This is a genomic window from Sphingomonas sp. H160509 (assembly GCF_024124765.2).
In the GTDB taxonomy this organism is placed as follows: Bacteria; Pseudomonadota; Alphaproteobacteria; order Sphingomonadales; family Sphingomonadaceae; genus Sphingomonas.
Map to the genome: position 1 here is coordinate 1,566,438 of NZ_JAMXSR020000002.1, position 14,889 is coordinate 1,581,326.

The 14,889-nt window shown below is 65.7% G+C and carries 12 protein-coding genes and 1 pseudogene; 2 read left to right on the forward strand and 11 right to left on the reverse strand.

What is annotated here, in order from left to right; translation table 11 throughout:
- The first annotated feature begins 44 nt into the window (after nt 1–44).
- The gene (gene rpsU, locus NHF48_RS09345) at nt 45–245 is read left to right on the forward strand and encodes a 30S ribosomal protein S21 (RefSeq protein WP_031393196.1); all 201 of its coding nucleotides are present in this window, start codon (nt 45–47) and stop codon (nt 243–245) included.
- 262 nt (nt 246–507) lie between these two features.
- Here the strand turns inward: rpsU and NHF48_RS09350 are convergent, their stop codons facing one another.
- From NHF48_RS09350 to NHF48_RS09380, 7 genes and pseudogenes are all read right to left on the reverse strand, one after another.
- Nucleotides 508–711 carry a DUF5818 domain-containing protein gene (locus NHF48_RS09350; RefSeq protein WP_253070945.1) on the reverse strand — a complete coding sequence of 68 codons (204 nt, stop codon included), beginning with the start codon at nt 709–711 and terminating at the stop codon, nt 508–510.
- Between the two features lie 75 nt (nt 712–786).
- Complete coding sequence (locus NHF48_RS09355) at nt 787–1,218, reverse strand: hypothetical protein (protein ID WP_253070946.1); 432 nt, start codon at nt 1,216–1,218, stop codon at nt 787–789.
- Between the two features lie 40 nt (nt 1,219–1,258).
- Nucleotides 1,259–1,447: a hypothetical protein gene (locus NHF48_RS09360; protein ID WP_253070947.1), complete on the reverse strand. Its 189-nt coding sequence runs from the start codon at nt 1,445–1,447 to the stop codon at nt 1,259–1,261.
- Between the two features lie 100 nt (nt 1,448–1,547).
- Nucleotides 1,548–1,853, reverse strand: coding sequence for a cytochrome o ubiquinol oxidase subunit IV (locus NHF48_RS09365; protein ID WP_253070948.1), 306 nt, complete (start codon nt 1,851–1,853; stop codon nt 1,548–1,550).
- Nucleotides 1,850–2,476, reverse strand: coding sequence for a cytochrome c oxidase subunit 3 (locus NHF48_RS09370; RefSeq protein WP_121884844.1), 627 nt, complete (start codon nt 2,474–2,476; stop codon nt 1,850–1,852). The genes NHF48_RS09365 and NHF48_RS09370 overlap by 4 nt, the downstream gene beginning before the upstream one ends.
- A pseudogene (locus NHF48_RS09375) lies at nt 2,473–4,573 on the reverse strand (cbb3-type cytochrome c oxidase subunit I). The gene NHF48_RS09370 and the pseudogene NHF48_RS09375 overlap by 4 nt, the downstream one beginning before the upstream one ends.
- Nucleotides 4,570–5,337, reverse strand: a complete 768-nt coding sequence (locus tag NHF48_RS09380; protein ID WP_253070950.1) for a cytochrome ubiquinol oxidase subunit II — start codon at nt 5,335–5,337, stop codon at nt 4,570–4,572. Before NHF48_RS09380 ends, NHF48_RS09375 begins: the two are co-directional and overlap by 4 nt.
- A 377-nt stretch (nt 5,338–5,714) precedes the next feature.
- Between NHF48_RS09380 and NHF48_RS09385 the strand changes: the two genes are divergently transcribed.
- The gene (locus NHF48_RS09385; RefSeq protein WP_253070951.1) at nt 5,715–7,472 is read left to right on the forward strand and encodes an aspartyl protease family protein; all 1,758 of its coding nucleotides are present in this window, start codon (nt 5,715–5,717) and stop codon (nt 7,470–7,472) included.
- Between the two features lie 41 nt (nt 7,473–7,513).
- Here NHF48_RS09385 and NHF48_RS09390 read toward each other — a convergent pair whose 3' ends face one another.
- Genes NHF48_RS09390 through NHF48_RS09405 form a run of 4 tightly spaced genes read right to left on the reverse strand, consistent with a single transcriptional unit; the run spans nt 7,514 to nt 14,885 of the window.
- Nucleotides 7,514–9,844 (reverse strand): GH92 family glycosyl hydrolase, encoded by a 2,331-nt coding sequence (locus tag NHF48_RS09390; protein ID WP_253070952.1) that lies wholly within the window; start codon nt 9,842–9,844, stop codon nt 7,514–7,516.
- Between the two features lie 21 nt (nt 9,845–9,865).
- Complete coding sequence (locus tag NHF48_RS09395) at nt 9,866–11,317, reverse strand: glycoside hydrolase family 125 protein (RefSeq protein WP_446741207.1); 1,452 nt, start codon at nt 11,315–11,317, stop codon at nt 9,866–9,868.
- A gap of 14 nt (nt 11,318–11,331) precedes the next feature.
- Nucleotides 11,332–13,719 (reverse strand): GH92 family glycosyl hydrolase, encoded by a 2,388-nt coding sequence (locus NHF48_RS09400; protein WP_253070954.1) that lies wholly within the window; start codon nt 13,717–13,719, stop codon nt 11,332–11,334.
- A complete protein-coding gene (locus NHF48_RS09405; RefSeq protein WP_253070955.1) occupies nt 13,716–14,885 on the reverse strand; it encodes a glycoside hydrolase family 43 protein in 1,170 nt (389 codons plus the stop codon). Before NHF48_RS09405 ends, NHF48_RS09400 begins: the two co-directional genes overlap by 4 nt.
- Nucleotides 14,886–14,889 lie beyond the last annotated feature (4 nt).

Sequence of the window (14,889 nt, forward strand, 5' to 3'; positions counted from 1 at the left end):
GTTGATTCGAAAGACCGTCACGATAGCCGAGAGCCCTAGATAGCATGCAAATAATCGTTCGCGACAATAACGTCGACCAGGCCCTCCGCGCCTTGAAGAAGAAGCTGCAGCGCGAAGGCGTGTACCGCGAGATGAAGCTTCGTCGTCATTACGAGAAGCCGTCGGAGAAGCGTGCACGCGAGCATGCTGCCGCCGTCAGCCGTGCACGCAAGGCCGATCGCAAGCGCGCCGAGCGCGATAACTGATCGCTCCCGGACCGGGTCTTGCACGATAATGGTCGTGTAAGGCCAGGTCCGACATCATGCGCCGTTCCGGAAGGGCGCATTCGGCACTGGCCGATTGATTCGCGACATCGCGTATCCACTCGATCCCGACATCCTGCCGACGTAACTGTGAGTTCACAGCAGCATCATCGCTGCTGACGATGGCGACTGCCTTAAGGCTTGGCAGTTGAGCCCGTCCTGGCTCCGCCCTAGGCCTCGCGCCGCCATCCATACCTTGGCGCGTCTATTCCGGGGCGACACCGTCCGCGTTGACCAGATCGGTGCCGACAAGCGTACCGCGCACGCGGACCCGCTTCTCGACCAGATCGACCGGTACGCGGTGCAGCTCGAGCTGATAACGACCGCCGATATCCCGACGTAGATAGAATGCACCGCCATCGCGAAGCAGCATCCCGGTCTCGTCGATTACTGTCCCGATTGTCGTCATGCGCGTGCCATTCCCGTTGATCAGGATAGCGCGTATCCCAAGAAGCGAGGCGTTTCCATGCAGTTACGCCGCATATTATTTCTCCGCGCCAACGACTAGGTCGATCACTGCATCGAACGATACTCTCCGCACCGATGCCGATCGCACGCTAATGGCCGCCCTCGACCCACGGAACGCCCGCCCCCGAAACGCATCGGCGAGCGCGGCTTCGAGTTCCAGCGACTCCCATTGCTGCATAGGGTTCAGATGCTCGACGAGCTCGGGCAGCAGATGCACCCCGAACCTCCTGACCGCACCGCTAGCCTTGTACCCCAGCTTGTGCTGATCGAACCGCCAGTCCGGATCGCGCGACGTCTGCCCGACATACAGTCCCCAGCGCTCCGGGAACCGCGAGTCATGCAACAGCACGATATAGACGGAGTGCTTGGCGTTGCGCGAACCGGCGGTCGCGGCGCGAAAATTCCGGCAGGCTTGGCGAGCCGCCGGCATCCAGCCAATCGATGTCATCCTCGTCGATTCGCCGACGGGTCGATACGGTCCGAAACCTCTAGGCGTCTTTCGCCGTCTTGGTCTTGCCCGAGCGCGCCGGCAGGCGGTTCTCTTTCGCCAGTTCGGAGAGATGCTCCGCCGCCCGGATGTGCATGGCGCGGACTTCGGTGATCGGTGAGGTGACCGCCGCAGCGATATGCCTGGCCAGTTGTTCCCGCGGATCGTTCAGGAACGGTGATTGCGCCACGCTCTACTCTCCTACTGCGCCGGGCACGTCGCGCGTGTCGGCTGCCGTTCAAACGCTGCGGGCCCTCGTTCGGTTCACCCCGCTACGCAGTCGCCCGCCCTCACCCCATCATCCGCCCGCGCAGGTTGAACAGGATCACCAGCGTTCCCGACACCATCAGCGCGATGATGAGCGCGGAGAAGAGGATCAGTTGCAGGTCGTGGCGCGAGGAACGCTTGAGGCTGATGTGGAGGAAACAGCGGAACTGCACCGCCATCTGGACGAGACCCAGCGCCAGCACGGTGCCGAAGATCGCGCGCGCACCGAACGACGGCCAGCGGACCATCGCAAAAGCGGCCACCGTCAGACCGAGCGACAGGCCATAGCCGACCGCATAGGTTCTGAGTTCGCGGGTCCGGTCGCTCATCCGATATTCCCTTGCAGATAGACGACCGAGAAGATCGCGATCCAGACGATGTCGAGCAGGTGCCAGAACAGCCCCAGCCGCAACAGGTTGATCCTCACCCGCGCATCCAGGCCATAGGCGCAGACCTGGCCGACCATCACGACCAGCCAGAAGCACGCGACCGCGACGTGCAGCCCGTGCAGCCCGACCAGCGCGAAGAACGACGACAGGAAGCCGCTGCGCATCGGATAGGCGCCGTGCGCGAACATCGTCGCGAAGTCGTTCGCCTCGAGCGCGAGGAAGACGAGCCCCAATCCCAGCGTCGCGCCGAGCCAGCCGAACAACACGCGGCGCGGTTCGTCGTACTTCATGGCGATCGTCGCGCGGCCGAACGTCGCGCTGCTCGTCAGCAACAGCAGCGTCTCGACAAACGCGGGCAGCAGCTTGAATTCTGAGGCCGGCGTCGGGCCGCCGACGGTACTGGCGATCATCGTGCCGTAGGTCGCGAACAGCAGCGCGAAGATCACTGCGTCGCTCATCAGGAATATCCAGAAGCCGAAGATCGCGTTCTCCGCCTGGTCCTGCGTCAGGGCGCCGGTGTCGCCTAGGTTGAGGCCGGCATGCGCCAGTTCGGGTTCGCTCACGCCACGATCTCCGCAAGGCCACGATTGACCGCGGCGGTCTCCAGTTGCCGCGGGATCGCGGGCGTCGCCCGGACGCGCGTGAGCCAGGCCTCATGCGCGCGCGCGACCTCCGCCGCGGGAATGGTGCGATGCTGGTCGCGACCGAAGCTGCGTATCACGACCGCCGCAACGATCACCTGGAGCGCGACGATCGTCAGCCCCCCAGATCTCCCAGATCAGGCCGAACGCGGCCACCGCGGCGGTAAGCCCGATCACGACGCTGGTCGCGCTGCCCTTCGGCACGACGATGTCCTCGTAGGCTAGTGGCGACGCGTAAGGATCAGGCTGGCCCTCGTCATGCTTGTGATCGTAGAACGGGTTGCGTCCGTCGATCAGCGGCAGCACCGCGAAGTTATATTCGGGCGGCGGCGCACTGACCGACCATTCGAGCCCGCGGCCATCCCACGGGTCGCCCGCTTCCACGCGTGTCTTGGCACGGTCGCGGATGCTCACCCACAACTGGATACCAAGCGACGTCAGTGCCGCCAGCAGGACGAACGCGCCGACGCCGGCGACGTACAGCCAGGGCCGGAACGACGGTTCGAAGATCGCCTGCGTCCGCCGCGCCATCCCGCTCGCGCCGAGCACGTACAGCGGGAAGAAGGCGAGGTAGAAGCCGACCACCCAGCAAGTGAACGCGATCCGGCCCCAGCGCTCGTCGAGGCGGAACCCGAACGCCTTGGGGAACCAGTAATGATAGCCCGCGAGCATCCCGTACAGCAGCCCTGGGATCAGCATGTTGTGGAAATGCGCGACCAGGAACAGCGTGTTGTGGACCAGATAATCGAGCGGCGGCATCGCCAGGATGATGCCGGTGAAGCCGCCCAGCACGAACGTCATCATGAACGCGAGCGCGTAGAGCATTGGCACGGTAAAGCGCACCTCGCCGCGAAACATCGTCCAGATCCAGTCGTAAATCTTCACGCCGGTCGGCACGCCGATCGTCATCGTCGCGATCCCGAACGCCGCGTTGACGTTGGCCGACTGCCCCATCGTGAAGAAATGATGGACCCACACGGTGAAGCTCAGCACCGCGATCGCCATCGTCGCGATCACCAGCGAGGTGTAGCCGTAGAGGTCCTTGGTCGAGAAGGTCGACACGACCTCCGAATACACGCCGAACGCGGGCAGGATCAGTATGTAGACCTCGGGATGGCCGAACAGCCAGAACATGTTGGCGTAGTTCATCATGTTGCCGCCGAGGTCGTTGGTGAAGAAGTGGAACCCCATATAGCGGTCGAGCGCGAGCAGCAGCGTGGCGACGGTCAGCGGCGGCATCGCGAAGATCATCAGGATCGACGTGCACAGGCTGGTCCATGCGAACATCTGCATCCGCATGAACCGCATCCCGGGCGCGCGCAGCTTGTAGACGGTACAGGCGATGTTGATCCCCGCCATCGTCGAGCCGATCGACCCCAATGTCACCGCCCAGATCCAATAGTCGACACCGACGCCGGGGCTGAACGTGCGCTCGGTATAAGGTGGGTAGCCGCTCCATCCACCGGTCGAGAATTCGCCGACGACGAGGCTCGCCATCATCAGGCCGGCAGCGCCGATCGTCAGCCACAGCGCGATCGAGTTGGCCCAGGGAAACGCCATGTCGCGCGCGCCGATCTGGAGCGGCAGGACATAGTTGATCATCCCCGTCAGGAACGGCATCGCCATGAAGAAGATCATGATCGAGCCATGCGTCGAGAACAGCTGGCCGAAATGATCGGGCGACAGGAAGCCGGGATTCTCGATCGCGACCGCCTGCTGCATCCGCATCAGCACCGCCTCGACCAGCGCCCGCGACAGCATCACGAACGCGACGACGATATACATGATGCCGATCTTCTTGTGATCGAGGCTGGTGAGCCACTCGGTCCACAGATACCGCCACTTGCCATAGCGCGTCAGCAGCACCGCGACGACGACCGCGCCGACCACCACCAGCGCGCCCGCGAATGCACCGATGATCTCGCTGATCGTCGGGTTCTCCCAAGCGCGCACGAACGGCAGGTCCTGCCAGCCGAACCGGCCGAGCACCACGGGCCAGAGGGGAACGGAAACGGTCATCGAACGGCTTTCGGAGAAGAATGGGTCATGCCGCCGGTCGCGGCGACGACATGGTCGAAAAGGTGTGGCGTGACATGCGCGAACTCGACGGGATGCGTGATAATCGACCGCGCGGACAGCCGCCGCCACGTTTGTGCGTCGAGCGTGCGTTTGCCGCTTCGTGCAGCCGCCGCCCAGCGACCGTAGTCCGCCGGCGACACCGCAACGACCTCGAACTTCTGCTGCTGGAAGCCGGCGCCGTTATACTGCGTGTTCTCGCCGCGGAACCGTCCCGGCCTGTGCGCCTGGATATTCAGCTCGGTCGTCATCCCGCCCATCGCATAGATCTGCCCGGCGAGTTGCGGGATCAGCATCGACTGCATCACCGTGCCGCTGGTCAGCTTGATATGTACCGGGCGCCCGGCGGGAATGGTCAGCCGATCGACCGACGCGACGCCGAGGTTGGGATAGACGAACACAAATTTCCAATCGAGCGCGATCGCCTGCACCTCGACCGGCGCCGCGCCCGGCAACCGCCGATACGGATCGTCGATCTGCGTCCAGTGCCACAACAGTACCGCAAGCCCGACGACGATCCCCGCCGGCGGGATCCAGATCAACCCTTCCACCCACCAGGAGAAATTCCACTTCGGCCGGTACGCGTCGCCGCGGTTGGACAGCCTGTAATGCCACGCGAACAGCGGCGTGAGCAGAAGCACCGGCCCCGCGACGAACAGCAGCACGATCGACACGGTGACGAACAGGTCGCGCTCGTGCCCTGCCACCGGCCCCTGCGGGTTGAAGAAGCCGTGCGACAGCGCCGTGCAGCCCCCCTAGCCCCATCAGGATCGAGAGCGGCGCCAACCGCGATAGACTCCACTTCAATCGAACGAACACCTGGCCCCCTTGTCGCACCGCCCGCGCCCAGGAACGGTTTCGCGCCGGCTCCGTAAAGAAGCCATCCCACAGCGTGATGCTCCAGGGTCCCCTTCGCCGCAACGCACGACTACCAGTACGGCTGCTCCTTAACAAAAACTTCATGCCGAAATCCGGTTTCTACTCGATCATCCAAATGCTCCGCGTGACACCGTCGTCACTTGCTCGTGACAGTCGCTCCGATAGTCTTCCGCCTGGAATCGAGAGTCGGGATCGGGAGACGGGCATGCGCGGACGGGTTCGGTTGGGTGTGCTCGCGCTGTTGGGCCTGACGGCGGCTGGCCCGGCGGTGGCCGCGTGCAAGGTCAGCAAGATCGCCGAACTGCCCGTGACCCTCACCGGTCGCCGCGCGATGGTCGATGCGAAGTTCGGCACGCACGACACGCGGTTCATCGTCGATAGCGGCGCGTTCTACAGTACGGTGTCGCGCGCGTCGGCCGCGGAGTTCGGGCTGTCGAGCGAACCGGCTCTCCCCTGGTTCCGGCTGCGCGGCGTCAACGGCGACACGTCCGCAGCGGTCGCCAGTGCAAAGGATTTCTCGCTCGCCGGCCTGCCGATCCCGCGCGTGAGCTTCATCGTCGGCGGCACCGACACGGGGACGGCCGGTCTGCTCGGCCAGAACATCCTCGGTCTCGCCGATGTCGAATACGACCTGCCGCACAGCGCAGTGCGGCTGATCCGGGTCGATGGCTGCGGCAATGTCGGGCTCGCCTATTGGGCCGCGGGAAAACCGTTTTCGACGATCCCGCTCGAACGCGGCGGCACCGGACCGTTCAAGCCGCACACGATCGGCACCGTCCTGGTCAACGGCGTCAAGATGCGCGCGGTGTTCGATTCAGGCGCGCAGACCACCGTCATGACGCTCGCCGCGGCCAAGCGGGCAGGCATCACACCGACCAGTCCCGGCGTGACCGCGGTCGGGTTGAACTCGGGCATCGGCTCGAAGCAGCTCGCGACCTGGCGCGCTCCGTTCGATACGATCGACCTCGGCGGCGAGACCGTGCCGCACCCGAAATTCCAGATCGCCGACATCCGGATCGACGGCGACATGCTGATCGGGTTCGATTTCTTCCTGACGCACCGCATCTTCGTGTCGAACGCGAACCACCTTCTCTACATGACCTATGAAGGCGGCCCGGTCTTCGGGCTGACGCCGAGCGGCGCGCGTACCACCGCGGGCGAAAAGCTCGACCTGACCGACACCGCCGCCGTGCCGACCGATGCCGAGGGGTTCAGCCGACGCGCCGCGGTGTTCCTGTCGAAGCGCCGGATCGAGGAGGGGCTCGCCGATCTCGACAAAGCGGTGGCGATGGCGCCGACCGAAGGCCGCTATGTGTATCAGCGCGCGCAGGCCCGGCTCGCGCACGGCCAGCTCCTGCTTGCCGCGGCCGATCTCGACAAGGCCGTGACGCTCATGCCGGACGACACCGACGTCCGCCTGTTGCGCGCACGCCTCCGCTTGATGAGCCGCGATCCGGATGGCGCGGGCGAAGATGCCAAGGTCGCCGATCGCGCGCTGCCGGCCGGGTCGGATCGCCGGCTCCAGCTTGCCGGCCTGTACGAAAATCTCGACCAGCCCGAGCTCGCGATCGTGAATTACGATGCGTGGCTGAAGATGCATCCCGAGGACGCCGCCCGCTCCACCGCGTTTAATGGCCGATGCTGGGCGCGCGCGCTGCTGAACCGCGAGCTCGATCGTGCGATGTCCGACTGCAACGTGGCCCTGAAGCTCCGCCCCGGCTATGCCGCCTATCTGGACAGCCGCGCGCTGGTGAACCTGCGTCTCGGCAAGCTCGACGCCGCGCTTGTCGACTATGACGCCGCGGTCAAAGCCAACCCGCGCAACGCCTGGTCGCTCTACACCCGCGCGATCGCCGAACGACGCGCGGGCAAGACCGAAGCGGCGGACGCCGACCGCAAGGCCGCGCTCGCGATCAACCCGAACGTCGCCAAACGCGCGGCGCGGTACGGGCTCGACGGCTGACCGGACGCCGACGTCTCCTGCCTGCGCCCGGCGCGGCACCTCTATCGCGGCTGGGATCCGAACGACGGCGGGCGATCCGCCTTGGCGGTGCCGAACGACGACGGCTTCGGTCCCATCGTGAATTCGAGTTCACCACCGCGTGCCAGGTCGGCATGCGCGATCCAGTTCCGCGTCCAGGGCTTGCCGTTCCAGCGGACCGATTGGACATAGGGGCTGGCTGGCGCATTGCCCTTCGCGACGACGCGCAACGTGCGGCCCTGGCCGAGATCGACTTGCGCCGCGTCGAACAGCGGCGGCGAGCCGAAGACATAGACGCCGCTGACTGGATCGACCGGGTAGAAGCCGAGCGCGGAGAGGATGAACCACGCGCTCATCTGGCCGCAATCGTCGTTGCCGATGACGCCGTCGGGCTCGGCCTTGTACATCTCGGTCAGCAGGCGACGGACCATCGCCTGCGTCTTCCACGGCGCGCCCGCATAGGCGTAGAGATAGGCGGCGTGCTGGTCCGGCTCGTTGCCGTGCGCATATTGGCCGACCAGCCCGGTGATGTCGGGCGGCGCATTCTTGGGGAGCGTCGACGGCGCGGTGAACAGCGCATCGAGCTTCGTCACGAACCCCGCATCGCCGCCGAACAGCGCGATCAGGCCATAGACGTCGTGCTGGTTGAGGAACGTCGCCTGCCATCCGTTCGCCTCGGTATAGTCGCGCTGTTTCTCGGGCTTGTGGCCAAGCTGGATCGGATCGTAATCGGCCCACCAGCTGCCATCGGCGAAGCGCGGCCGGGCGAAGCCGATCTTGGGATCGATGACGTTGCGGTAGTTGAGGCTGCGCTTGCGGAGCGCGGCGGCGTCGGCCTTGGCGCCAGCCGCGTCGGCGAGCACCGCCATCGCCCAGTCGTCATAGGCGTATTCCTGCGTGCGGCTGACCGACTCCCAGGTCTTGTCCGCAGGCACGAAGCCGAGGTCGTAATAGAAGCCGCGGCCGAGCGTGCTGTCGACGTCGGGAAAATTGCGATCGAACGCACGGCTGCGGATCTGCGGCCACGCCGCGGCGTAATCCGCCTTGATCCCCTTGGCGCACGCTTCGGCGAGCACCGACACCGAATGCCAGCCGATCATGCACGCGGTCTCGACGCCCTGCAGCGGCCAGACCGGCGATCCGGTCGGGCTCTGCACCGTCTGGCGAACGAGATCGCGGGTGAACTGCGCCGCCTTGTCGGGCTGGACGAGGGTGAGCAGCGGATGCAGCGCGCGGTAGGTGTCCCACATCGAATAGGTGCTGAACGCGGGTTCGGCGGCGGTCGTCTGGTGCACCTTGCGGTCGAGCCCGACATAGCGGCCGTCTCGGTCGGTGAAGAGCGTCGGCGACAGGAACGCGTGATACAGCGCGCTCGCCATGATCGTGCGCTGTTCAGGCGTGCCGCCATCGACGCGAATGCGGTCGAGTTCGGCCTGCCACGTGCGCGCCGCCGAGCGTCGCACCGCGTCGAACTGCCACCCTGCCGCCTCACCGTCGAGCGCCGCCTTTGCGCCGGCGACGTCGACCGCGGAGATGCCGGTCTTGATCAGGATCGGCGCGCCGCCCGCCTGGTCGAAGAACAACGCGACCTTCAGGCGGTTGCCAGTGACGCCCTTAGCGCCCGCGAGTGCAGGCGCGTCGTCGTCGCCAAAGAACTGGACGCGGTCGGGCTTGCGCGACAGCTGCATCGCGAAATGGATGCGCCGGCCCTTCGCCCAGCGGTGGACGCGGCGGCTGCCCGTCAGCATCCCGTCAGCGGACAGCGCCAGCGAAGCCTCGTCGATCAACGTGCCCTTGTCCCAGACGTCGAGGATCATGTGCGCGAAGTCGACCAGGATGTGCCCCGGCCCCTGCGGGAAGCTGTAGCGATGGTGGCCGGTCCGCTCGGTGACGGTCAGTTCGGCGAGCACGCCCGATTCGAGCTTCACGCGGTAATAGCCCGGCTCGGCGAGTTCGTCGGTGAAACGCTGGCGATACCCCTGTTCGGGTTTGCCGAGCGCGCCGGGTTTCAGCTGCAACGGCCCGCGCGTCGGCACGACCAGCACGTCGAGCATGTCTCCGATCCCGGTCCCCGACAGATGCGTGTGACTGAAGCCCATGATCGAGCCATCGTCCTGGTGATAGCCCGAGCACGCATCCCAGCGACTATTGTCGGTGTCGGGGCCGAGCTGGACCATCCCGAACGGCAGCGACGGGCCGGGATAGGTATGGCCGTGCCCGCCGGTACCGACGAACAGGTCTGGCTTGCCCGCGACCGGCGCCTGCGCGGCCGCGGCATTGGTGACGGGCAACGCGGCGGCGAGGCCCGCGAGCCCGGTGCCGGCGAGCACCTGGCGGCGGTTGGCGGTGGTCATGTGTATCTCCCGGAATTCATATCAGTAGCGGGCGGCCAGCAAGGCAGGCTTGCGGCGCTCGAGGTCGAGGATCAGCTCGCCGAACAATCCATTGGCCCATGCGAACCAGTTGCGCGTGAACTTGGCCGGATTGTCCTTGTGGAAGGATTCGTGCATGAACCCGGTGCCGCCATGCGTGGTCTTGAGCCAGGCGAGGCACTGGCGGATCACGGCGTCGTCGTCGCTGTTCATCGCGTGCGTGATGATCGACATCGGCCAGATCATGTCGAGCCCGATATGCGGGCCGCCGATCCCGCGCGCGGCGGTACCGGTGAAGAAATACGGGTTGCGATCGCTCCACGCGAGCGCGGCGGTGCGGCGGAACAGCGGGTCGCTGCGGTCCGCCGCGCCGAGCAGCGGCAGGCCCGACAGGCTCGGCACGTTGGCGTCGTCCATGAAGATCGCGTTGCCGAAGCCGTCGACCTCGTACGCCCAGACCTCGCCGCCCTGCCCGTCCGGCATCCGGCCATGCGCGCGGAGCGCCGCCTCGATCTCGGTCGCCAGCGCCTCGCTATCCGCCGCGCCTGCCATATCGCCGCGCGCCTCGCGCTGGACCGTCGCCAGCATGCGCAACGCCGACACCGCGAACAGGTTCGACGGGATCAGGAACGGATAGAGGCACGCATCGTCCGATGGGCGGAACATCGAATGGATCAGGCCGACCTTCCGCGTCGGGGCACCGTAACCCTCGAACATCAGCGTCTCGGTCGGCGAGACGTTCAAGCGCTGGAAATGATACGGGCCCTTGCCGTCCTTGCGTTGCTGTTCGCGGAAGGTCGCGACCGCGCGGCGCATCGCCTTCGCCCACAGATCGTCGAACGGCGTCTTGTCGCGCGTCGCGGTCCAATAGCCGTGCGCAAGCCGCATCGGATAGCAGAGCGAGTCGATCTCCCACTTCCGCTCGGCAACACCCGGCTTCATCTCGGTCTGGTCGGTCCGCGCGCCGAGGTTCGACTTGGCGGTCGGATCCTCCATGAACGCGTTGGCGTAGGGGTCGATCAGGATGCACCGCGCCTGCCGCGCGATCAGCCCGGTGAACACGCGGCGCAAGGCAGCATCCTTCGGCGCGAGGTGCACATAGGTCTGCATCTGCGCCGAACTGTCGCGCAGCCACAGCGCTTCGATATCGCCGGTGATGACGAACGCATCTGGCTTGCCACCGCGCTTGCCGTCCACCGTGCCGATTTTGACCGTGGTGTCGAGCGTGTTCGGATAGCAATTCTCGAACAGCCAGGCGAGTTCGGGGTCGGCGATCTTCGCCTTGACGCGGGCGATCTCGGCCTCGACCGCGGGACTGACGAAGCGGCGCTGGCCGCGTGGCGGTCGCTTGCTCACGAGTGGCGCAGCGGCACCGGCGGACGCAGCGCGCGGGAGGCCGGCGGTTACGGCCAGCGCGGCGGCGCCCGTCATCACATCGCGTCGACGAAGGCGCATTCCGGTCTCCATGGTCATCGTCCCGCCACCGGTGCGCTCATCGAGAACGGCGCATCCGCCTTTGCCGCACCCCAGGCGGTGTTCGGCGTCGGCCCCATCACGAACCGCAGCGTGCCGCCCTGCTGCAACGCCGCGCGGGTCAGCCAGGGCTTGTCGTGCGGGGTACCGTTGAAGCTCGCCGACTGGATGTAGACATTGCCCGGGCCGTTGTTCGCCGCCTCGATCGTCAGCGTCTTGCCGCCCGGCATCGTCAGCTTCACGGTCTGGAACAGCGGGCTGCCGATCGCATATTGCCCAACCGCAGGCGTGACCGGGTAGAAGCCGAGCGCGGAGAACACGTACCACGCCGAGGTCTGGCCATTGTCCTCGTCACCGGGATAGCCGTCGGGCGCGGGCGAGTAGAGCTTCTTCATCACGTCGCGGACGTGATATTGCGTCTTCCACGGTGCGCCGGCCCAGTCGTAGAGATAGGTCATGTGCTGGATCGGCTGGTTGCCGTGCGCATATTGCCCCATGTCGACGATCTGCATCTCGCGGATCTCGTGGATGGTCTGCCCGTAATAGCTGTCGTCGAAGATCGGCGGCGTGGTGAAGATTGAATCGAGCCGCTTCACGAACGCCTCGCGCCCGCCCATCAGGTCGGCAAGCCCCTGCACGTCCTGCATCACCGACCAGCTGTAATGCAGCGCATTCCCCTCGGTGAACGCGTCGCCCCATTTGTACGGGCTGAACGGCGTCGACCAGCTGCCATCCTTTTTGCGGCCGCGCATCCAGCCGCTCTGCGTATCGTAGAGCTTGCGGTAATTCTGCGCGCGCGTGGCGTAGAGCTTGGCGTCCTCGGTCTTGCCGAGTGCCGCCGCGAGCCGCGAGATCGAGAAGTCCGCGGTGGCGTATTCGAGCGTGCGCGCGGCATTCTCGTTGATGCCGACGTCATACGGCACATAGCCGAGCCGGTTGTAGTATTCGACGCCCTCGCGCCCGACCGCGCCGACGACCTTGCCCTTCTTGTCGACCGGGCGGCCCTGCGACGTCGTCGCGTTCTTGACCATCGCCTCATACAAGGTTTCGACGTCGAACCCGCGCACGCCGTTCAAATACGCGTCGGCGATCAGGTTGGCCGAATTCGATCCGATCATCACGTCGCGGTGGCCGGGACTGGCCCATTCGGGCAGCCAGCCGGACTCCTTGTAGGTGTTGACCAGCCCCTGCATGATCTCGCTGTCGCGCTCGGGATACATCAGCGCGAAGAACGGGAAGACCGCGCGCCACGTGTCCCAGAAACCGTTATCCGTGTAGAGGAAGCCCGGGTGCACCTTGCCGTCATACGGGCTGTAGTGGACGGTCTGGCCCTTGGCATCGACCTCGTGGAACATCCGCGGGAACTGCAGCATGCGGTACAGCGCGGAATAGAAGATCCGGCGGTTGTCGAGGTTGGGATCGGTGACTTGGACGCGGTCGAACTCGCGTTGCCAGATCGCCTTGGCCTTCGTCTTGGTCTGCTCGAACCCGTCGCCGCCGATCTCGCCGCGCAGGTTGCGCTCGGCCTGCTCGAGACTGATGAACGACGAGGCGACCTTGACGCCGACCTGCTCGCCCTTGCGAGTCTTGAAGCTGACGACCGCGCCGACATGATCGCCCTCGCGCGTCGACGTCGCGGTGACCTGGCCCTTGCCGTCCCAGGTCTGGCTGACGGTGAAGTCGTGGTCGAATTCGGCGACGAAGTAATTGTGGAAATTGTCGGGCACGCCGCCGTGGTTGTTGCGGACATAGCCGGTGATGCGGCGCTTGGCCTTGTCGATCGAGACCATCGAGCCGCCGGCATAGCCGTCGAGGATGATGTGCGCGTCGTTGCTCTGCGGGAAGGTGAAGCGGAACTGCGCGGCGCGGTTGGTCGGCGCGACCTCCGCGGTCACGTCGTAATCGGCGAGATAGACCTTGTAGCTGTACGGCCGGCTCTCCTCCGCCTTGTGGCTGTACCAGGACGCACGTTCGTCCTCCTTCACCTTCAGCGCGCCGGTCGTCGCCATCAGCGAGAACGCGGCGTAGTCGTTCATCCACGGACTGGGCTGGTGCGTCTGCTTGATCCCGTTGATCTTGTTCGCGTCGTAGGTGTAGCCCCAGCCGCTGTTCGTCTTGCCGGTGACCGGCGTCCAGAAGTTCATCCCCCACGGCACCGCCACCGCGGGATAGGTGTTGCCGTAGGACAAGGTGTAGTCGGAATCGGTCCCCATCAGCGGGTTGACCAGATCAACCGAAGGCTGGTCCTGCGGCTGCACCGCGCCGTTGGCCGACGCGGCGGCCGTCGCCTTGGTCTGCGCCAGAATCGGCGCGGGCGCGACGAGGGCAAGCGACGCGACCGCCGCTACCGTGCCGCGCAAATTGGCGATCGCCCTGTTTCTCACATCGCTCTCCCTGAATTTCGTGTCGGCTTCTGCACGCCGATCGGTCGCGGCTTCACGCCCGCATCGGTCATCATCACCGGCTCGATCCGACCATCGGCGGCAAAGACCATCCTGTCGATCGCGATCTGGCGGTGTTCGCCGCGATCGGTGTCGAGCGGACGGCGGTGATACGCGATGTACCAGTCGTCGGTACCCGGCACGTTGACCACCGAATGATGCCCCGCGCCGCGCGCGATGCGCAGGTCCTGCGACAGGATCTTGCCGCGCGGCGTGAACGGACCGGTCGGCCCCGGCCCGGTCGCATAGGCGACGCTATAGTCCGGCCCCGTCCAGCCGCCCTCCGACCACATCAGATAATAGACGCCCTTGCGCTCGATCATGAAAGAGCCCTCGACATAGCCGGGTGGCGTCACTTCCTTGTAGGTCGAGCCATCGGCGAACGGCAGGATGCGCTTGATGTCGGCGCTGAGCCGGACGACGTTGCAATGCTTCCAGCCGCCGTAGAACAGATAGACCTGGCCATCGCGATCGCGAAACGCGAACGGGTCGATCGGTTGCGCGCCGTTGTGGAACGCGCCGACCAGCGGCTTGCCGATCGCGTCCTTGAACGGACCATCGGGCCGCTCGCTGACCGCGAGGCCGATCCCGCCAAGCTCCGCATCGCTCTGAATGTCGTTGGCGCTGAAGAACATGTAATAGTGCCCGTTCGCCTGGATCACCGATGGCGCCCAGATCGCATAGGCCGCCCACGCGGCGTTCCGCACGTCGAACACGTGGTCGTGCTTGGTCCAGTGCACCAGGTCGGGTGACGAAAACGCGTTGAAGAAGGTCTGCATCTCGTAGGACGGCCGCACCGTCTTGCGTTGCCGCGCGAGCTTTTGCGCGGCCGAGAAGCGGCTGGTGACGTCGGGCTTGCCATAGTGATCCGAATAGGTCGGATAGATCCAGTAGCGCCCGGCGAACACGCGGATCTCGGGGTCGGCATACCAGCCGGGAACGATCGGGTTCGACGCACTCGCCAGCCCGCACATCATCAGCGCGGACGCGGTCAGCGCAATCCGAACCCCGCGCCGCCTACGCGTTTCGCCAACGCCGTGCGACGCGACGCTGCGAGAAAAGGGAGGGGTAACGCCGCGAAGGCGCCACCCGACAGACAAGCCGATCAAACCA